Annotated in this window: 17 protein-coding genes; 9 read left to right on the forward strand and 8 right to left on the reverse strand. The window is 61.7% G+C overall.

Annotated features, from left to right (window positions below):
• Positions 1 to 22: 22 nt before the first annotated feature.
• Positions 23 to 1,453, reverse strand: coding sequence for a protein adenylyltransferase SelO family protein (locus S101446_RS11630; RefSeq protein WP_087608881.1), 1,431 nt, complete (start codon positions 1,451 to 1,453; stop codon positions 23 to 25).
• A gap of 28 nt (positions 1,454 to 1,481) precedes the next feature.
• The gene (locus S101446_RS11635; RefSeq protein WP_087608412.1) at positions 1,482 to 2,540 is read right to left on the reverse strand and encodes an enoyl-CoA hydratase/isomerase family protein; all 1,059 of its coding nucleotides are present in this window, start codon (positions 2,538 to 2,540) and stop codon (positions 1,482 to 1,484) included.
• 121 nt (positions 2,541 to 2,661) lie between these two features.
• Between S101446_RS11635 and S101446_RS11640 the strand changes: the two genes are divergently transcribed.
• The 5 genes from S101446_RS11640 to S101446_RS11660 all read left to right on the forward strand — a co-directional run bounded on the left by S101446_RS11640 (position 2,662) and on the right by S101446_RS11660 (position 6,002).
• The gene (locus S101446_RS11640) at positions 2,662 to 3,156 is read left to right on the forward strand and encodes a flavin reductase (RefSeq protein ID WP_010508596.1); all 495 of its coding nucleotides are present in this window, start codon (positions 2,662 to 2,664) and stop codon (positions 3,154 to 3,156) included.
• A gap of 84 nt (positions 3,157 to 3,240) precedes the next feature.
• On the forward strand, positions 3,241 to 3,381 hold the full coding sequence (locus S101446_RS11645) for a hypothetical protein (protein ID WP_231289899.1): 141 nt from the start codon (positions 3,241 to 3,243) through the stop codon (positions 3,379 to 3,381).
• 63 nt (positions 3,382 to 3,444) lie between these two features.
• Positions 3,445 to 3,942 (forward strand): transcriptional repressor, encoded by a 498-nt coding sequence (locus S101446_RS11650; protein ID WP_010508594.1) that lies wholly within the window; start codon positions 3,445 to 3,447, stop codon positions 3,940 to 3,942.
• A gap of 79 nt (positions 3,943 to 4,021) precedes the next feature.
• Positions 4,022 to 4,543 (forward strand): hypothetical protein, encoded by a 522-nt coding sequence (locus S101446_RS11655; RefSeq protein ID WP_087608414.1) that lies wholly within the window; start codon positions 4,022 to 4,024, stop codon positions 4,541 to 4,543.
• A 43-nt stretch (positions 4,544 to 4,586) separates the two neighbouring features.
• A complete protein-coding gene (locus S101446_RS11660; protein WP_010508590.1) occupies positions 4,587 to 6,002 on the forward strand; it encodes a sugar porter family MFS transporter in 1,416 nt (471 codons plus the stop codon).
• A 340-nt stretch (positions 6,003 to 6,342) separates the two neighbouring features.
• On the opposite strand, the gene S101446_RS11665 is transcribed toward S101446_RS11660, so the two are convergent.
• From S101446_RS11665 to trpB, 4 genes are all read right to left on the reverse strand, one after another.
• Positions 6,343 to 7,665: a bifunctional folylpolyglutamate synthase/dihydrofolate synthase gene (locus tag S101446_RS11665; RefSeq protein WP_087608415.1), complete on the reverse strand. Its 1,323-nt coding sequence runs from the start codon at positions 7,663 to 7,665 to the stop codon at positions 6,343 to 6,345.
• 21 nt (positions 7,666 to 7,686) lie between these two features.
• Entirely contained in the window at positions 7,687 to 8,556 is an 870-nt protein-coding gene (accD, locus tag S101446_RS11670; protein WP_010508588.1) for an acetyl-CoA carboxylase, carboxyltransferase subunit beta, read from the reverse strand.
• A 217-nt stretch (positions 8,557 to 8,773) separates the two neighbouring features.
• Positions 8,774 to 9,610 (reverse strand): tryptophan synthase subunit alpha, encoded by an 837-nt coding sequence (gene trpA / locus S101446_RS11675; protein ID WP_087608416.1) that lies wholly within the window; start codon positions 9,608 to 9,610, stop codon positions 8,774 to 8,776.
• Positions 9,607 to 10,836 carry a tryptophan synthase subunit beta gene (gene trpB / locus S101446_RS11680; RefSeq protein ID WP_019092101.1) on the reverse strand — a complete coding sequence of 410 codons (1,230 nt, stop codon included), beginning with the start codon at positions 10,834 to 10,836 and terminating at the stop codon, positions 9,607 to 9,609. Before trpB ends, trpA begins: the two co-directional genes overlap by 4 nt.
• Before the next feature lie 197 nt (positions 10,837 to 11,033).
• Between trpB and S101446_RS11685 the strand changes: the two genes are divergently transcribed.
• The 3 genes from S101446_RS11685 to rho all read left to right on the forward strand — a co-directional run bounded on the left by S101446_RS11685 (position 11,034) and on the right by rho (position 15,175).
• Positions 11,034 to 11,999, forward strand: a complete 966-nt coding sequence (locus tag S101446_RS11685) for a magnesium transporter CorA family protein (protein WP_010508585.1) — start codon at positions 11,034 to 11,036, stop codon at positions 11,997 to 11,999.
• A gap of 174 nt (positions 12,000 to 12,173) precedes the next feature.
• Positions 12,174 to 13,487, forward strand: coding sequence for an outer membrane beta-barrel protein (locus tag S101446_RS11690; protein WP_053322970.1), 1,314 nt, complete (start codon positions 12,174 to 12,176; stop codon positions 13,485 to 13,487).
• A 377-nt stretch (positions 13,488 to 13,864) separates the two neighbouring features.
• Positions 13,865 to 15,175: a transcription termination factor Rho gene (gene rho, locus S101446_RS11700; protein ID WP_026018583.1), complete on the forward strand. Its 1,311-nt coding sequence runs from the start codon at positions 13,865 to 13,867 to the stop codon at positions 15,173 to 15,175.
• 185 nt (positions 15,176 to 15,360) lie between these two features.
• On the opposite strand, the gene S101446_RS11705 is transcribed toward rho, so the two are convergent.
• Both S101446_RS11705 and S101446_RS11710 read right to left on the reverse strand, forming a co-directional pair.
• Positions 15,361 to 16,332 carry a quinone oxidoreductase family protein gene (locus S101446_RS11705; RefSeq protein WP_087608418.1) on the reverse strand — a complete coding sequence of 324 codons (972 nt, stop codon included), beginning with the start codon at positions 16,330 to 16,332 and terminating at the stop codon, positions 15,361 to 15,363.
• Between the two features lie 30 nt (positions 16,333 to 16,362).
• Positions 16,363 to 16,818 (reverse strand): methylated-DNA--[protein]-cysteine S-methyltransferase, encoded by a 456-nt coding sequence (locus S101446_RS11710; RefSeq protein ID WP_010508580.1) that lies wholly within the window; start codon positions 16,816 to 16,818, stop codon positions 16,363 to 16,365.
• Positions 16,819 to 16,891: 73 nt separating this feature from the next.
• Between S101446_RS11710 and mnmE the strand changes: the two genes are divergently transcribed.
• A complete protein-coding gene (gene mnmE, locus S101446_RS11715) occupies positions 16,892 to 18,226 on the forward strand; it encodes a tRNA uridine-5-carboxymethylaminomethyl(34) synthesis GTPase MnmE (RefSeq protein WP_208620518.1) in 1,335 nt (444 codons plus the stop codon).
• Position 18,227 lies beyond the last annotated feature (1 nt).

An 18,227-nucleotide genomic window follows, 5' to 3' on the forward strand; every position in this document is an offset into this window, starting at 1 on the left:
GGCCGGGTTCCCCGGGGCGGCATCAACCGTCCCGGGTGCGGTGGACCTGCAGGGCGGCTTTCATGCTGGCAACCTGACGCATGGCATCATGCAGGCGGCACCAGTCATCTGTTGCCGCGATGGGTTGCCAGATGGCTTCCACCGTCTCGACAGACATCACGCACGCGGCCCCATTGTGGAAATACGGCTGTGACAGGTCGACGCCCCGTGCCGGTTCATGTTGCATGATCCGGTCGTGCAGGGGACGGAAACTGTCCTGCGTATAAAAGTCTCCACGCGGTCCTGTTATGGCACGTTTCTGGCTCTGTTCGCCACCATACCAGTCAAAAAATGGAAATTCAAATCCAATCTGGCTTTCATCCATGAAAGAAAAAAGACATTCGCGCAGATCGGTGGAGGATTTTCTTGAAATCTCCTTCAGTCCAAGCCGATTAAGCACTGAAATATCAAGAAAACGTTCATATCGTTCCCAGAAGTCATCAAAAATACTTTGGATTTTCTCAAGCGTGGAAAGGGAAAGCAGGCATTCCCCCAGACGGGCCACGTTCCACGTCATCGCCTCGGGCTGGCGGCCATAGGCATACAGGCCGGAATGATCGAAATAGGCGGCAGTGAAGGTCGGGTTGAACGTGGGCACGAACCGCCAGGGGCCGTAATCGAAACTCTCGCCGGTAATATTGATGTTATCGGTGTTGAGCACGCCATGCACGAAGCCCGCGGTCATCCACTGCGCGGTCATTTCGGCAATGCGGGTCGTGGCGGCGTCATACAGGGCGGCGGCAGGATCCGCGGCGCCAGCCAGGTCGGGGTAATAGGTTTCGATCACGTATTCCACCAGCCGGGTCAGGCTTGCACGGTCTTCATTGGTGACAAGGCGCTGGAACGTGCCGATGCGGATGTGGGAATGGCTCAGGCGGGCCAGCACGCATGACCGCGTGGGGGACGGTTCGTCCCCGCGATGCAGGCTTTCACCCGTTTCCACCACGCTCAGCGTGCGGGAGGTACGCACGCCTGCCGCATCCAGCCGTTCACTGGCCAGGATTTCGCGTATGCCCCCCTTCAGCGTCAGGCGGCCATCGCCGCCGCGCGACCACGGGGTGGTGCCGCTGCCCTTGGTGCCAATGTCCAGCACGCGGCCGTCCACGCTGTCCTCAAGCTGCGCGAACAGGAAGCCCCGCCCATCGCCAAGGTCGGGGTTGTACGACCGGAACTGATGCCCGTGATAGCGCAGGGCCAGTGGCTGCGGCAGTGATCCGGGCAGGGGGTCGAAATATCCGAAATGGCGTACCCATTCGGCATCGGTCAGCGTGTCCAGACCGATGCGGGGCGACACGTCATCGTTACGGTAGCGCAGGATATGGGCGGGGAAGGTGGCGGCCTGCACCATGTCATAGAATTCATCTCCCAGCCGGCTGTGGTGGGTCAGGGGTGTGTAATGGTCGGAAAATGGCATTTTCATATACTTTACGTGTGATAATGAATTATTGCCGATCCGGACTGGCGGTTACCAGACCCAGGGGCTGACAGGCATGGCCATGCAGGCAGGCCGCAATATCATGCGGGCGAACGGCATCGACGCGGTCGGGTATCCAGTGCGGGGCATTATCCTTGTCAATCAGGCGGGCGCGTACGCCCTCGGTAAAATCCGGGCGTTGCAGCAGGTGGCAGACCAGCTGGAATTCCTGCTCCAGCACATGGTCCAGATCCGGCAGGTCGCGGGCGGCATGCCAGGCGGCCAAAGTGAGGCATAGTGAAAACGGGCACGCCCGTCCCGTGGCCGCCAGATCATCGCGCGCCCATGCGGCCGGATGGGCCTGCAGCCTGCGCAGCAGTTCGGGCATGTCCGGTGCATTATATACAGGGGCAATGGCCGCCGTATCCGGCCCTTTGTCCATGGGGGGACATGGGGGCAGGCCGTCCATCACCTGTCCTGCGGGCAGGTGGGTCAGGGCATGCCTTATGGCGTCCAGCGTGCCGGAAGGGGCCATACGGTCGGCAAAGCCCGCGTCGATGGCCTGTGTCGCGTTCATCCGTCCCCCCGTCAGCGCAAGGCGCAGGCCGCTCAGCCCCGGCGCGCGCGACAGCAGGTAGGACCCGCCCGCATCCGGCGTCAGGGCAATGGCGGTTTCCGGCATGGCCAGGATGGCGCGTTCGGTCACGATCCTGTAGCGGACATGCCCGCCCAGCCCGATACCGCCCCCCATGGCGATGCCATCCATGAACGAGACCACCGGCTTGGGATATCCCGCCAGCACGGAGGCAAGGCGGTAGCTGCGCCGGAATGGCATGGCCCCCTCTTCCAGCCCACCTGTTTCCAGCCGGTCGCGGATGGCGCGGATATCGCCCCCTGCGCAGAAGGCGCGCGGGCTTGCGCTGTCGATCAGCACGGTCTCGATCGCGGGGTCATCGCGCCATGCGCGCAGGCAGGTATCAAGGCATGCCAGCATGTCCATGTTCAGCGCATTGAGTGCTGTCGGCCGGTTGAGCGTGATGCGTCCCAGCCGGCCGGTATGGTTAATATGGATCAGTCCAGTGTCCATGGTGCTTCCCTGTGCTGTTTGCTGTGTTCAACCGGTACAGAATGCGCTACCCCCGCTATCGTCCGGCGTCACGGCTGCGTGCGGACCACAGGCATGCAACAGCTACTGAGGCATAAGCACCATGGGGATTGACGCCCTCACCTTTCGCAACGCCATGGCGCGGCTTGGCGCGGCGGTAAACGTTGTCACGACCGGAACACTTGATGATCCGGCTGGTTTTACGGCATCCGCCGTCTGTTCGGTCACCGATACGCCACCAACCGTGCTGGTCTGCCTGAACCGCAATTCACGGGTGCGCGAGCGTTTTCGTGTCGATGCGGCCATGTGCATCAATGTGCTTGCCGCCGACCAGCAGGACATATCCGGCGTGTTCGCAAGCCCGCTGGAACAGGCGGAACGCTTCCGTTCCGGCCACTGGGACACACTGACCACCGGCGCGCCGGTGCTGGATGAGGCCGTGCTGTCACTGGACTGCCGGATCGAACGCATTGTGGAAGTCGGCACCCACAGCGTCATGTTCGGCGCGGTGGAAAGCCTGCGCAACAGCAGTCCGCGTGGCGGGCTGGTCTATTTCAACCGTACCTACCACATGCTGCCCCATGATGACGATAAATAGGCCGTGGGTTCCGGGTTAAGGAAAAATCCAGCCTTTTGCACCATGACGGACCGGATGGACCGACAGGCGCAAGGAGGCAACGCCATGGACGACACACCCGGCAGGGCAGGCATGCGCACGGACGGGGTTCCTGTCTTGACGCTGCGTGGACTGATCTGGATACATGCTGGCCTTGCCCTTTTCGTGGCGCTTATGGCCATGTGGGCGGATCACCTGCCGGACTGACCCTGCCCGGGCTGCGATCGGGCGCGGAGACCATGCCGGTAACCGGACACAGGAGCACCAGAAGTGGCCCGCACGATACAGACGGCCGGAACCGGTCTGCCCGCCGGGGTGGAAACCCTGCTTGATCAGGCGGCGGCCGTATGTCTGGCGCGCGCCGTCAGGCTGACGGAAATCCGCAGGCTGGTGCTGGGGCTGGTTCTGGCGGCGGACCGGCCACTGGGGGCCTATGACCTGCTGGAACAGATCCGTGCGACCCGTGGCAGGCCCGTGGCGCCGCCTACGGTATACCGGGCGCTGGACTTCCTTATGGAACAGGGGCTGATCCACAAGATCGAACGCCTGTCCGCCTTTGCCGGCTGCCGGCACATGCTGGAATCCGGGCATGCCTGTCACGGGCATGTCCATGCCGCGCAGTTCCTGATCTGTGGTAAATGCGGGCGTGTGACGGAACTGGATGATCCCCATATCCTCAAGGCGCTGCTGGAGGTCACGCGGGCGCGTGGTTTTTCAGTCCGCCAGACCACCATAGAGGCGGAGGGCCTGTGCGCCGCATGCGCATGAAGGACCGGATTGACCACAACAGGCCGTAACGGCCCGTCATGGATGGGGCACGGACATGGTGCAACGCCGAAAGGGCCGTATGGCCGAACTGCCCTTTGCCGCCCCCACGCGCAGCCGGAAGCCCGGCAGGGCGCCGCGACGCACGACCGATGCCCCGGCCGCCCCGTCGGCTACGGACCAGCCCGACCTGTTTGCCGCACCCATGCCCGGCATCCGGCATGTGCTGACCTACCTTGATATCGCGGCGATTGGGCTGGCCAGGGTGGATGTCCGCCAGTTACGGGCAGGGGAGGGGGCGGATGCATATCTGTATCATGTAACGACGCAGGCGGATCTGGAAACGATCCAGGCCCGGGGCACCATCGTGTTTTCACCGCGCGCGCCACTGGTGCTGACGGAACGCCCTGGCGTGCCACCATGGCTTGCAAATATGATGGAAGTCATGGAACCGGACGATATGGCAGGGCATATAGCAGAAATTCCGGTCGTTTTTAGGGTAAAACGATTTGTAATGGATGAATTGCTGGAACATGATCCTGACCGGACGCGAAGATATGGTGTATCGTTCTTTCTACTGACCGGCCTTAACCGGCAGGAATAATCTGATCACCGGCAACAAGAAAAAGATCAAAGGACCGGCCTTAATGGAAAAACAGCCTGCAGCTAACGGATTTGACACGGCGCGTCTGCGTAATCTCATCATTGGCTGCCTTGCGGCGCTTGCCGGCCTTATGGCCGGGCTGGATATCGGGGTCATATCCGGTGCGCTGGACCTGTTGGCCCAGACGTTCCATGCCAGCACGATGCAGCAGGAATGGATTGTCAGCGCCATGATGGGCGGCGCGGCCGTAGGTTCCCTGTGCGGTGGCTGGATGTCACACCAGATCGGGCGCAAGCATGCGCTGCTGGTGGGGGCGGCGGTGTTTGTGGTCGGGTCGCTGGCCTGTGCGCTGGCCTGGTCGATCCCGTCCATGATCGTGGGGCGGCTGATCATGGGGCTGGCGATCGGGGTGGCGGCGTTCACCGCCCCCCTCTACCTGTCCGAAATCGCCAGCGAACAGGCGCGTGGGGCCATGATCTCGACGTATCAGCTCATGATTACGGCGGGGATTTTCATTGCGTTCCTCAGCAATACCATGTTCAGCTATTCCGGTAACTGGCGCGGCATGTTCGCCGTTGCCGCCGTGCCGGGCGTGCTGTTCCTGATCGGTGTGCTGTTCCTGCCCTACAGCCCGCGCTGGCTCATGATGCGTGGCCGGCGCAAGGAAGCGCTGGAAGTGCTGGTTGATTTGCGTGACGACCGTAGCGCCGCCATGCAGGAAATCCAGAATATCAGCCGCCAGCTTCAGCAGAAGCAGCGCGGCTGGAGCCTGCTGCGCAACAACCGTAATTTCCGTCGCTCCATCTTCCTGGGCATGACGCTGCAGGTCATGCAGCAGCTCGCGGGCGTGAACGTGGTGATGTACTACGCCCCCAAGATCTTCGCGCTGGCCGGTTACGTCGGCCCTGCGCAGCTGTGGTGCACCGCCATGGTGGGGCTGGTGAACATGCTGGCCACCTTCATCGCCATCGGTCTGGTGGACCGGTGGGGGCGCAAGCCCATCCTGTATACCGGTTTCATCATCATGGCCGTGGGCATGGGCTGCCTTGGTTTCATGCTGAACCGGCCCAACCTGGGGCAGACGGAACAGATCATCTCGGTCTTCATGCTGCTGATCTATATTTCCGGCTTTGCCATGTCCGCCGGTCCCCTGATCTGGGTCCTGTGTTCGGAGGTTCAGCCGCTGCAGGGACGTGACCTTGGTATTTCCATCTCCACGCTGACCAACTGGATCGCCAACATGATCGTGGGGGCGAGCTTCCTGTCGATGCTGCAATGGATGGGTAACGGGCCGACCTTCTGGCTGTTTGCCGTGTTCAACCTGTTTTTCGTGCTGGTGACATGGCGGTTCATCCCGGAAACGCGCGACATGTCGCTGGAAAAGATCGAGCAGCGTCTCATGGCGGGCCTGCCGCTGCGCGAAATCGGGCAGGGCAGGCCGCTGCCTGACAGCAGGTAGGCAGCAGGCCGCATGGCATCCGCACCGTGGTCGGCATGGTGAACGGGTGCAGCCTTTACGGCTGCACCCGTTTTTTATTGTCTGTCTGTCCCGGCGCAGTGGCCTGTCGTGCCGCAAAGGTACAGACCATTGGAAATGATTTCAGAATAAAGGTTTTCGGGTGCTGCCTTTTTTCAAAAAGGTGGCTTTCTTCGAAGTTTTTTGAAAAAAGCGTCACCAGAAACTTCTTTATGTTTTGGTGAATCTTTTGTGGTCGGTCCGTCCGACATCAACCCGCAGGCAGATACCTTTTTCAACACGGTTTCTATTGCGGGACATCTGCGCCTGTGGGGCTTGCCTGTCAGTCAGGCTGCCAGCCATCAAGCTGCAGGGCGACACCGGCCAGATACAGGCTGCCACATATGATGACGCGGGCGGGTGGGGCATCCGGTTCCGCTGTGGCCGCCAGATGCGTCAGGGCGGCGTGCAGGGTGGGACCAGCCGTGGCCCGGCCACCAGCCGCCGCAATGATGTCCGCCACGGGCTGCGCCAGATGCTGGTCCTTTTCCGCTACGGCCTGGATGGAGGCCGCACGCGGCAGCAGGGGCGACAGGAAGCCGGTGGCGTCCTTGGTCTGCTTCATGCCGATGACCAGATGGGCGGGACGATCCGCCCATTCCGCCATCACCTGTGCCAGCACCTCGCCCGCACCGGGATTGTGACCGCCATCGAGCCATAATTCCCAGTCCAGGGGCAGCAGGGCCGCCAGGTGGCCGGACAGGCGCTGCATCCGCGCGGGCCAGCGTGCCTGGGCAATCCCCGCCCATGCCTGTTGCGGCAGGGGCAGGCCACTGGCGCGCAGGGTGGCGATGGCAAGACCCGCATTGTCGATCTGGTGCGCGCCACGCAGGCCGGGCAGGGGCAGGTCCAGCGCACCATGACGGTCATGGTAGCGCAGGCTTGTGCCATCTGGCGCGGGGGTGATGGACCATTCATGGTCCCGCCGCCACAGGGGGCTGCCGTGCGCGTGTGCCGTGCGGACAAGGACGTCCATGACCGCGGCTTGCTGGCGGCCGGTGGTTACGGGAACGCCGGGTTTGATGATGCCTGCCTTCTCGGTCGCGATTGCCCCCGGCGTATTGCCAAGGAAGGCCTCATGATCCATCGAGATGGCCGTGATCGCGCATGCTGCCGGGCGTTCAAGCACATTGGTGGCGTCATGGCGACCGCCCAGCCCGACCTCGACAATCGCAAGATCGGCAGGGTGGCGCGCGCACAGCATGAAACCCGCCGCCGTCAGGACTTCGAACACCGTAATGGGTGTGCCGGCATTGACCTGTTCGATTTCTTCCAGAACGGCCGCCAGTTCGCGTTCCGTCACGATCTGGCCCGCGATGCGGAAACGTTCGGTCACGTGGACCAGATGCGGCGATGTCAGCACATGCACCCGCCACCCCGCCGCTTCAGCCACGGCGCGCATCAGGGCGCAGGTGCTGCCTTTCCCGTTCGTACCTGCCACGTGCACGACGGGCGGCAGGTGGCGTTCGGGGTGGCCAAGGCGCGCCAGCAGCGTTTCCAGCCGGGCCAGTGACAGGTCGATCAGGGCCGGATACAGCCGGTTCAGCCGTTCAAGTATCTGCCCTGTCCGGCCAACGAATTCCGGCCCGAGCGTGGGAGCATTCATGGGGTGCGCCCTTGTTCGGGGTCAGGCCGCAGGCCGCGGCGCGATGTGGCGGTAGTTGAGCTGACCGATCAGCTGCCCGAGGGTTACGGGCAGGTCGCCGCGTTTGACCACCATGTCCAGCATGCCGTGTTCCAGCAGGTATTCCGCGCGCTGGAAGCCTTCGGGCAGCTTTTCGCGCACCGTATCCTCGATCACGCGCTGTCCGGCAAAGCCGATCAGGGCATTGGGCTCGGCAATCTGCACGTCACCCAGCATGGCGAAGGATGCGGAAACCCCCCCGGTGGTCGGATTGGTCAGCACGACGAAATAGGGCAGCCCCGCTTCCTTGAGCATCTGCACCCCCACCGTGGTGCGGGGCATCTGCATGAGGCTGATCATGCCTTCCTGCATGCGCGCGCCACCGGATGCGGTAAAGACGATCAGCGGCGACTGCTGCAGGATGGCAAGGCGGGCGGCGGCAAGGAAGGCCTCACCCAATGCCGCACCCATCGTGCCCGCGATGAATTCGAACGCCATGACGGCGACAACCGCGTTATGCCCGCCGATCTGCCCATGGGCCACGGCCATGGATTCATCAAGCTGGGATTTGGCGCGTTCATCCTTCAGCCGGTCCGTGTAGCGCTTGCGGTCACGGAAGGAGAGGGGGTCAACCGGCACCCTGGGCAGTTCGATGCGGGTATATTCCCCGTTGTCAAACGTCCATTCCAGCCGTTCGGGCACGGTGGCGCGCATGTGGTAGCCGCAATGCGGGCATACATTCATCGCCTTGCGCAGGTCCTTGGTCAGGATCATCTGCTCGCACGATTCGCAGTTGGTCCACAGGTTGTCCGGCACTTCCCGCTTGAGCAGGCCGCGGATCTTGGGACGGACATATTCGGTCAGCCAGCTCATGTTGCCTCTCCCTTAAGCTTTCTGGAGGCCTGTTCCATACAGGCAGATGAACGATTGGGCCAGATTGTCATTGCGGGGGCCATTGCGGAAAATCGCCTGTGAAATGTCCCGCAAACCGTAAGAAAGTTTTTGGTGAAGCTTTTTTCAAAAAGCTTCAGAAGACGCCGCCTTTTTGAAAAAAGGCGGCGCCCAAAAACTTTTGTTTTTTATCAATGTATTATTTTGAGACAGTTTTGCTTACAGCATGCACGGCATCCGCCAGCCCGCGAAGTTGTTCCAGCACCGCGGGCACGGTGCGGGCCGTTGCCCGGCCATCCGCATCCAGCGTGCCCTCAAGCGTGTTGAGCAGGGCGGACGCCACGACGGCGGCATCGGCCGCGCGTACGGCGTTTGCCGCCAGTTCCGGCGTGCGGATGCCAAAGCCGATGGCGATGGGCAGGTCGGTGGCACGGCGCAGGCGGGGCAGGGCATGGGCCAGTTCATCGGTGCTGGCGGTGCGTGTGCCCGTCACCCCGGTGATGCTGACATAATAGACAAAGCCCGATGCGCCGTTGAACACGACCGGCAGCCGGTCGTCCGGCGTTGTGGGGGCGACAAGGCGGATGATGTCCAGCCCGGCGGCGGCAGCCGGGCCTGCCAGCAGGTCGGCTTCTTCCGGTGGCATGTCGACGATGATCAGGCCGTCCACGCCCGCTGCTTTCGCATCCACGCAGAAGCGTTCGGGGCCATAGGCCTCGATGGGGTTGGTGTAGCCCATCAGGATGATTGGTGTCTCGTCATCGCCGTCGCGGAAGGCCGAGACCATTTCCAGCACGCGCTTCATGGTCGAACCACCTTTCAGCCCGCGTAGCGCGGCCTTCTGGATGGTCGGGCCATCGGCCGACGGGTCGGAAAAGGGCACCCCCACCTCGATCAGGTCGGCGCCCGCACCGGGCATGCCGCGCAGGATGGCAAGCGACGTGTCGTAATCCGGGTCGCAGGCTTCGACATAGGGGATCAGGGCACCACGGCCCTGCTGGCGCAGGGTGGCGAAGCGGCGGGCGATGCGGCTCACAGTTTCACTCCCAGATGTTCGGCGACGGTGAAGATATCCTTGTCTCCCCGGCCGGAAATGTTGATGACAATGATCTGGTCCTTGCCCATGCCGGGCGCGATCTTCGCGGCGTAGGCGATGGCGTGGGCGCTTTCCAGCGCGGGAATGATGCCCTCGGTGCGGGTGCATAGCTGGAAGGCGTCCAGCGCCTCCTGGTCGGTCGCCCCAACATATTCGGCGCGCCCGATGTCACTGAGCCATGAATGTTCGGGACCGACACCGGGATAGTCGAGGCCGGCGCTGATGGAATGGGCTTCGGTGATCTGTCCGTCCGCATCCTGCAGCAGGTAGGTGCGGTTGCCGTGCAGCACGCCGGGCCTGCCACGCTCGATGGAGGCGGCGGTACGTCCGCTGTCCAGCCCGCAGCCCGCGGCCTCGACGCCGATCAGCCTGACTTCGGGGTCATCAAGGAAGGGATGGAAGATGCCCATGGCATTCGACCCGCCACCGATCGCCGCCACGATCGCATCAGGCAGGCGGCCTTCGGCGGCCACGATCTGTTCCTTGGTTTCCACGCCGATTATGGACTGGAAATCACGCACCATCTGCGGATAGGGGTGCGGCCCCGCCACCGTGCCGACAAGGAAGTAGGTGTCATGCACGTTGGTCACCCAGTCGCGCATGGCTTCGTTCATCGCGTCCTTCAGCGTGCCCGCGCCTGCGGTAACGGGCACGACTTCGGCCCCCAGCAGGCGCATGCGGAACACGTTGGGCTTCTGGCGCTCGACATCGGTGGCACCCATGTAGATCGCGCATTTCATGCCGAACAGCGCGCACACGGTCGCGGTGGCCACGCCGTGCTGGCCTGCGCCGGTTTCGGCCACGATGCGGGTGCGGCCCATGCGGCGGGCCAGCAGGATCTGCCCCATGACGTTGTTGAGCTTATGGGAACCGGTATGGTTCAGTTCCTCGCGCTTCATGTAGATTTTCGCGCCGCCAAGCTGTTCGGTCATGCGGCGCGCAAACCACAGCGGACTGGGACGACCGACATAATCCTTGAGATAATAATCCAGTTCACGCCGGAATTCGGGGTCCGCCTGCGCCGCCCTGTAGGCGCCGTCCAGCTCCAGCAGGAGCGGCATCAGGGTTTCGGCGACAAAACGGCCACCAAAAATTCCAAAACGGCCGCGACCGTCCGGCCCGCTGCGCAGGCTGTTGGCGCCTGCCTGTGTATCTGTTGCGCTCAACTTCGCTACTCCGCAAGAAATAGGTGCGTGGCTCAATGGTATCATCATGCAGCCGTCCCGGGCCGCGTATCAGGCGGTTCTGGACCGGATGGCGGTAAAATACCAGCCCCCTGCCATATCGTGGAGCGTGTCATGATTTGACATGTTTGCTGTCGCATGATGGATGAACAACGACCCGAACCACAGAAAGACCGCCCATGTTTCTAGCCCATCGTCCCGGTGCCCCGGCCCGGACCGTTACGACTGCGGAGGATGCGGCCGGTGCGGCATGGCTGGACCTGCTCAGTCCCACCGAGGAGGAAGAAGCCCTTGCCGCCGAGGTGACGGGCCTGCGTGTGCCCACCCGCGCCCAGCTGGATGAAATCGAAAGTTCATCACGTCTCTTCACGGAAGGGATCGGCGTCTATCTTTCCACGCCACTGGTGCGCAAGACGCCGGATGACTTTTTCGTCTCCCCCGTGGGCTTCGTACTCATGCCCGGCCGGCTCCTGACCATCCGTTATACCGGGTTCAGCGCGTTTGACGTGGTTGCGCGGGAAGTGGCGGGACAGGCGGAGCCCCTGGCCGCCAACGAGGCGGGGATCATGCTGCTGGAAGCCATCGTGGACCGGCTGGCCGATATTCTGGAACATCTGGGGCAGGCGCTTGATGGCATGTCCAAGGACGTATTCCAGTCCGAGGAACCAAGCCAGGCGCAGGCGGGCGCGCTGCTGCGCAACATGCTGCGCCGGGTTGGCCGGTCGGGCGACCTGAGTTCATCCGTGCGCGACAGCCTGCTGGGGCTGGAACGGATTTCCATCTTCCTGGGGGAAAACAAGCGCCACGACCTGTCTGAACGGCTGCAGTCACGGCTGGCCACGGTGGGGCGCGATATCCGTTCGCTGAACGACTTCGTATCCCAGACGGCCAACAAGGTGCAGTTCCTGCTGGATGCGACGCTGGGATTCATCAGCATCGAACAGAATAATGGCATGAAGATACTGACCGTGGTCAGCTTTATTGGCGTGGCTCCCACGCTGGTAGCGGGCATCTATGGCATGAACTTCCATGATATACCCGAACTGAACTGGAAATACGGCTACTGGTATTCCCTTGTCCTCATGGCGGCGACGGTGGTGCTGCCGCTGATCTGGTTCTGGCGGCGTGGATGGCTGGGAAAATAGTTGTCATTGCCTGACATATCGCCTTCATGATTATTATATTATCGAATCATTTCAATGATTTAGGTTTCAATAACAAGGGAAACGAAATAAAAGAAAATTCATGAATGCCGGAGCGCGCGCGGATAATCGGCGCCTGCCCGGGTCTGCCGATGCCGGGGAGGAACAAAGGCCATCATGAAACCGAACCGTACGCTGGGATGTTGTCTGGTCCTTGCCGGCCTGCTGGGTGGACTGCCTACCGTGGCGCGTGCACAGGTTCATGTCTTTTCCGGCCTGCGGCATGACAGCAGCACGGGCCTTGCCCGGTGGCTGGGTGACATTACCCTGAGCGCGCAGATCGAAGGCGGGATCATGGCCAATCCCGCACGCCCCCAGCCCGGTTACAATTATGGCGACTTCCTGGCCGACCATGCCAACCAGGTTCAGCTGAACCAGGCTGAATTCACGCTGAACAAGGCGATCGACCCGCACCGCAACACCTACCAGGTCGGTTTTACGCTGGAGGGCATGTACGGGTCGGATGCACGCTATTATCAGGTCCTGGGCATCAGTGACCGGGAATGGAACGCACGCTACCAGCTGATCCCCGCGCAGGCGCATATGGATGTCCACCTGCCGTGGCTGACGCGTGGCGGGCTGGACATGCAGGCGGGTATCCTGCAGGCCCCGATGGGGGTGGAGGGGCTGGATCCGACATCCCGGCCCTTTTACACGCTGGCCTATACATCCGAATATTCCGTGCCGTTCGAACATGTGGGCGCGATGTTCAACTGGCATGTGACACCCATGGTGGACGTGACATTCGGCATTGATACCGGCAACCAGACATCATTCGGGCATGCGGACAACAACAGCGCGCCAGCCGGGTATTTCGGTTTCAACCTGAATAACCTCGCTCATGGCAAGCTGCGCATTGTGGAACTGAGCCGCGTCGGGCCGGAAAATTCGTGGCGCGCCATCGGCCATTACGAAGCCGATCATACCCAGCGGTTCTGGAATGATATCAGCGCCTACTACCAGGTGAATGACCGGTTGAGCCTGACGGCGGAATTCAATTACCTGCATGACGAGGGCACGCGCGGCATTGGCGCGCGCGGGCAGTTTGCAGGCGTGGATGCGGAAAGTTTCGTAAGTTTCCTCAGCTACCGCATCAACCGCGACCTGACCTTCAATTACCGTGGCGAAATATACCGCGACAACAACAACGCTATGGTCGCGACCTTCCGCGGGAACAATTCCTACATGGAAGCGCTGGCCGGAACGGGTGGGGCGGTCGTGCCCGGGCCGTCGGCCTCCAGCCATGGCACGACATATGGCGAAATGACGCTGGGTGTCAGTTACCGTCCCCAGCTTGGCCATCATATCGGGGTTTTCATGCTGCGCCCCGAAATACGGTTTGACCGTGCGCTGAATGGCACCATGCCGTTCAATGGCGGACGCAATAACGGCATGTTCACCTTTGGCGGGGATGCGGTCATCGGGTTCTGAACATGCGCGCTTCAGGCTGCGTCGTGAACGCATGCATCCATCAGTGCAGACGCGGCCAGCCCCGGTAGGGGGCACGCGAATATTTTGTCATCATGACGCGTTACACGGGCGACGACAGTATAATCATCACGATGAGGCCAGGGGGGCATGGCATAGGGATGTGTGTATGCTTGACGCCACGCGATTAAAGGCATATGGTCTGCATATTCCAGCGCATGCCATTTCATGGCGGACCTGGGATTCCCACCTCTCAGTTAAGCTGCATCAAACCGTTTCATCAGAATATGGTCAGAGGCCCCTTATCGGCGCGCCTTCTCAAACTGATTGCTGGCTTCTCTTTTCCTTTCGTGAACTGCCCACTTATAGGCATATCCTGCATGCAACTCGCCGAACTCAAGGCCAAATCCCCAGCAGACCTTCTGGCTTATGCTGAAAGTCTGAACATTGAAAACGCATCTTCTCTTCGCAAGCAGGAGTTGATGTTCACGATCCTCAAGACGCTGGCTGACAACGATCAGGCCATCTATGGGGACGGTACGCTTGAAATCCTGTCTGACGGGTTTGGCTTCCTCCGCTCACCGGAAGCCAATTATCTGCCGGGACCCGATGATATCTATATCTCCCCCAGTCAGGTTCGCCGCTTTGGCCTGCGCACCGGTGACACGGTCGAAGGCCAGATCCGCGCCCCGCGCGACGGGGAACGGTATTTTGCCCTGCTGAAGGTCAACGCGATCAATTTCGAACCGCCCGAGGCGGTGCGCCAGCGGATCAATTTCGATAACCTGACGCCGCTCTACCCTGAACGCCGCCTGAAGATGGAAGTCGAGAATTCGGCCGTGGGGGGCGCTGCGGATGCACCAGCCAATGGCAAGGGGAAGGGCAAGACCCCGAACCGTGATTTCACGTCCCGCGTGATCGACCTGGTCTCCCCCATCGGCATGGGGCAGCGCGCGCTGATCGTCGCCCCCCCGCGTACCGGCAAGACCGTGATGCTGCAGAGCATCGCCTCCTCCATTTCCGCGAACCATCCCGAAGTGTTCCTGATCGTGCTGCTGATCGACGAGCGGCCGGAAGAAGTGACGGACATGGCGCGTTCGGTGCGGGGTGAGGTTGTGTCCTCCACCTTTGATGAACCGGCGACCCGGCATGTGCAGGTCACCGAAATGGTACTGGAAAAGGCCAAGCGCCTGGTCGAGCACAAGCGCGATGTGGTGATCCTGCTGGATTCCATCACGCGTCTGGCCCGTGCCTACAACACCGTTGTCCCGTCATCGGGCAAGGTGCTGACCGGTGGTGTGGATGCCAACGCGCTGCAGCGTCCCAAGCGCTTTTTCGGTGCGGCCCGTAATATCGAGGAAGGCGGTTCGCTGACCATCATCGCGACCGCGCTGATCGATACCGGCAGCCGGATGGATGAAGTCATCTTTGAAGAGTTCAAGGGCACGGGTAACTCCGAACTGATCCTTGACCGCAAGCTGGCGGACAAGCGTACGTTCCCTGCCATCGACATCACCAAGAGCGGCACGCGTAAGGAAGAACTGCTGGTCGATCGGGCCGATCTGGCCAAGATGTGGGTTCTGCGTCGTATCCTTGCCCCGATGGGTACCATGGATGCGATGGACTTCCTGCTGGACAAGCTGAAATACAGCAAGACCAACCACGATTTCTTCGATGCGATGAATACCTGATCGGGTTGCTATGTCGTGAATGGCTGAAAAACCCCGGCTGGAAGGCCGGGGTTTTTTGTTTTGAAAGGAAGAAATTTTTTGGTGAAGCTTTTTTCAAGAGGCTTCAGGAGACAGTGCCTTTTTGAAAAAAGGCGACACCCAAAAACTTTTATTATTTCTGAAACGCTTTGCTTATCTGGTGTGGATCAGGGGAGCAGGATCGTGCTGCCCGTGGTTCTGCGCGATTCAAGGGCAATATGGGCCTGCGAGGCCTCGGTCAGGGGGAAGGACTGACCGATACGTGGCTTGATGATGCCCTGCCGCACCAGTTCGAACAGTTCGTCGGCGGCATGCAGTAGTGCGGGGCGTTGTGCGATATAGGTCGTAAGGGCTGGGCGCGTCAGGTACAGGCTGCCATGGGCCGCCAGCGTGCCGACATTCACGCCCGTCACCGCCCCCGATGCGTTGCCATAGCTGACCATAAGACCGCGTGGGGCAAGGCAGGACAGGCTGGTTTCAAAGGTATCGCGGCCAATGCTGTCATAGACGACCGGCAGCATGCGCCCGTTGGTCAGGTCGCTGACCTGTTCCTTTATCCGGTCCGTGCCGATGATGACATCCGCCGCCCCGTTGGCGCGGGCCAGTTCCGCTTTTTCTGTCGTTGAGACGACGCCAATGACGCGTGCGCCCAGATGACGCGCCCACTGGCACATCAGCAGCCCCACGCCACCGGCGGCGGCATAGACCAGAATGTCCTCGCCGGGCTGGACGCGATGGACCTCGCGCAGCAGCATATGTGTGCTCAGGCCACGCAACATGATGGCGGCAGCGGTCGTGGCGGAGATGTCATCGGGCAATACCACCAGCCTGTCGGCGGCAATGGTGCGGAACGTGGCATAGCCGCCCGGGGTCGTGACATAGGCCACCCGCATGCCGGGCTGAATGCCTTCCACATCGGGACCGATGGTGGTTACGGTTCCTGCCCCCTCCATGCCCGGCACGGCGGGCAGGGCAGGGAATTTGTACAGTCCGGTGCGGAAATAGGTATCAATGAAATTGACCCCGATTGCTTCCTGGCGCAGCACCACTTCGCCTGCCGCCGGGGTGGGAACCGGAAGCGTTTCGGTGCGGAGGACATCAGGCCCCCCATATTCATGTATGCGGATGACGGTATTCATGTCCTGTAATCCCTGTTGGTGGGTAAGGGGTTATGGCAGCGGTGTTGCGGAGAGGGTTTCCAGGTCACGCAGGAACTGCCGGTCGCGCGCGCCTTCATCCCCAGGGTAGGTTTCGGGATCGTACCGGGGGCAGTCAGTGAAATCGATGCGGTGGCAGGGGATCAGGATGGGAATGGGATTTTCCGAACAGGCGCTGATGATGGTGTCAGTTGAAACATTGGCCAGACGTGCCGCATCCTGCCATGAAACCTGCTGCCCTACGGGAATGGTCTGCATGAACTGCCATGCGCGTAGCTGCTCGGGTGTGCCATAAGGGGCAAGGGGCAGGCGGCACAGGGTGACTTCCCCATCAAAATAGGCGTCCAGCCAGGCGCGGGATTCCAGCAGCAGCGGCGTTTCCTCCTGATCGCGGCCCCAGCCCCAGTCCAGCGCCACGATCTTTCCATCTTCGACGGAGACGGTCAGGGGCGCGAGTGGCGAATGCATCGAAAGTTGTGGCATGAGTCACCTTGATCAGGACAAAGAGGTGAACGATAACGCCGTTCCCGGGACTGACAAAATGATGATGACCACCATGGAGATGTTTGTGCAGGAAAGTGATCGTCATCCCCCCGTCATTTTCGCACTGGCCAGCGGCCTGTCCCGCGCCGCCATTGCCGTCATGCGGTTGAGTGGCCCGGGTACCGGCAGGATTGTTGAAAGCCTGTGCGGTCGCCTGCCCGCACCGCGTCGTGCCTCGCTGCGGGGATTGTGGCGACGGGATGGGGATGCGCCCGTCCTGCTGGATCGTGCGCTGGTGCTGTGGTTTCCTGGGCCCGAAAGTTACACGGGCGAAGATAGCGCGGAACTGCACCTGCATGCGGGACCGGCGGTCATCAGTGCCGTGGCCGATACGCTGGTGGCGCTGGGCGCGCGACCTGCCGAACCGGGGGAGTTCAGTCGCCGCGCCTTTACGCACGGGCGTCTTGATCTCATGCAGGCGGAAGGCATTGCCGATCTGATCGATGCCGAGACCGAGGCCCAGCGGCGACAGGCGCTGGCGCAGGTCGATGGGGCACAGAGCCGCCTGTACCAGCAATGGGCCGACAGGCTGCGCGTGCTGCTGGCGCATCAGGAAGCATTGATCGACTTCCCTGACGAAGAACTGCCCCCGGAAGTGGAGCAGGAACTGGTGAACGGCCTGCGTGTATTGCATGCGATCATGCAGGATTACCTGGCTATGGGCGAGGGGGCGGAACGCCTGCGCCGGGGGCTGGTCTTCGCCATTGTGGGGGAACCGAATGTTGGCAAGTCCAGCCTGCTGAATGCACTGGCGGGACGGGATGCCGCCATTGTGTCCACCCGGGCGGGCACAACGCGTGATGCGATTGAAATCCGGGTTGTGATGGGCGATGTGCCGGTCACGCTGGTTGATACCGCAGGCCTGCGTGAAACCGATGATGAAATTGAAGCCGAAGGCGTGCGGCGTTCACTGTTTCACGTGAAACAGGCGGATTGCGTGGTGCATGTGTTTGCAGGTAATCCTCCATCATCCCGGCTGGAAGGGGATGGTGTACTGGTATGTAACAAGACCGACCTGTCACCCGCGCCTGATGGCGTAATAGGGATCAGCGTGCTCACGGGGGCGGGCATGGATGTGCTAAGGGATGTTCTGGCCGACAGGGCGCGCGCCCTGACCGCCGATCGGGCCAGCGCGCCGTTTACCCGCGCCCGGCATCGTGCCGCGATAGAGGAAACGGTACACCATATCGGTCGGGCACAGGCGATGGCATGGCCGGAAATGCGCGGGGAGGAAATGCGCCTGGCCATGCGCGCCCTTGGGCGCCTGACGGGGACGGTGGATGTGGAAGCCCTGCTGGATACGGTGTTTGGCCAGTTCTGCATTGGCAAATAGG

The sequence above is a fragment of the Komagataeibacter europaeus genome (assembly GCF_002173515.1).
Lineage (GTDB): Bacteria > Pseudomonadota > Alphaproteobacteria > Acetobacterales > Acetobacteraceae > Komagataeibacter > Komagataeibacter europaeus.

What these genes read in the sequence shown, in the direction of transcription:
- S101446_RS11705 (WP_087608418.1), bottom strand. Translation starts at nt 16,332, where the DNA reads ATGAATACCGTCATCCGCATACATGAATATGGGGGGCCTGATGTCCTC.
- S101446_RS11630 (WP_087608881.1), bottom strand. Translation starts at nt 1,453, where the DNA reads ATGCCATTTTCCGACCATTACACACCCCTGACCCACCACAGCCGGCTG.
- S101446_RS11645 (WP_231289899.1), top strand. Translation starts at nt 3,241, where the DNA reads ATGGACGACACACCCGGCAGGGCAGGCATGCGCACGGACGGGGTTCCT.
- mnmE (WP_208620518.1), top strand. Translation starts at nt 16,892, where the DNA reads ATGATGATGACCACCATGGAGATGTTTGTGCAGGAAAGTGATCGTCAT.
- S101446_RS11685 (WP_010508585.1), top strand. Translation starts at nt 11,034, where the DNA reads ATGTTTCTAGCCCATCGTCCCGGTGCCCCGGCCCGGACCGTTACGACT.
- S101446_RS11635 (WP_087608412.1), bottom strand. Translation starts at nt 2,540, where the DNA reads ATGGACACTGGACTGATCCATATTAACCATACCGGCCGGCTGGGACGC.
- S101446_RS11655 (WP_087608414.1), top strand. Translation starts at nt 4,022, where the DNA reads ATGGCCGAACTGCCCTTTGCCGCCCCCACGCGCAGCCGGAAGCCCGGC.
- S101446_RS11640 (WP_010508596.1), top strand. Translation starts at nt 2,662, where the DNA reads ATGGGGATTGACGCCCTCACCTTTCGCAACGCCATGGCGCGGCTTGGC.
- rho (WP_026018583.1), top strand. Translation starts at nt 13,865, where the DNA reads ATGCAACTCGCCGAACTCAAGGCCAAATCCCCAGCAGACCTTCTGGCT.
- S101446_RS11710 (WP_010508580.1), bottom strand. Translation starts at nt 16,818, where the DNA reads ATGCATTCGCCACTCGCGCCCCTGACCGTCTCCGTCGAAGATGGAAAG.
- S101446_RS11660 (WP_010508590.1), top strand. Translation starts at nt 4,587, where the DNA reads ATGGAAAAACAGCCTGCAGCTAACGGATTTGACACGGCGCGTCTGCGT.
- accD (WP_010508588.1), bottom strand. Translation starts at nt 8,556, where the DNA reads ATGAGCTGGCTGACCGAATATGTCCGTCCCAAGATCCGCGGCCTGCTC.
- S101446_RS11690 (WP_053322970.1), top strand. Translation starts at nt 12,174, where the DNA reads ATGAAACCGAACCGTACGCTGGGATGTTGTCTGGTCCTTGCCGGCCTG.
- S101446_RS11665 (WP_087608415.1), bottom strand. Translation starts at nt 7,665, where the DNA reads ATGAATGCTCCCACGCTCGGGCCGGAATTCGTTGGCCGGACAGGGCAG.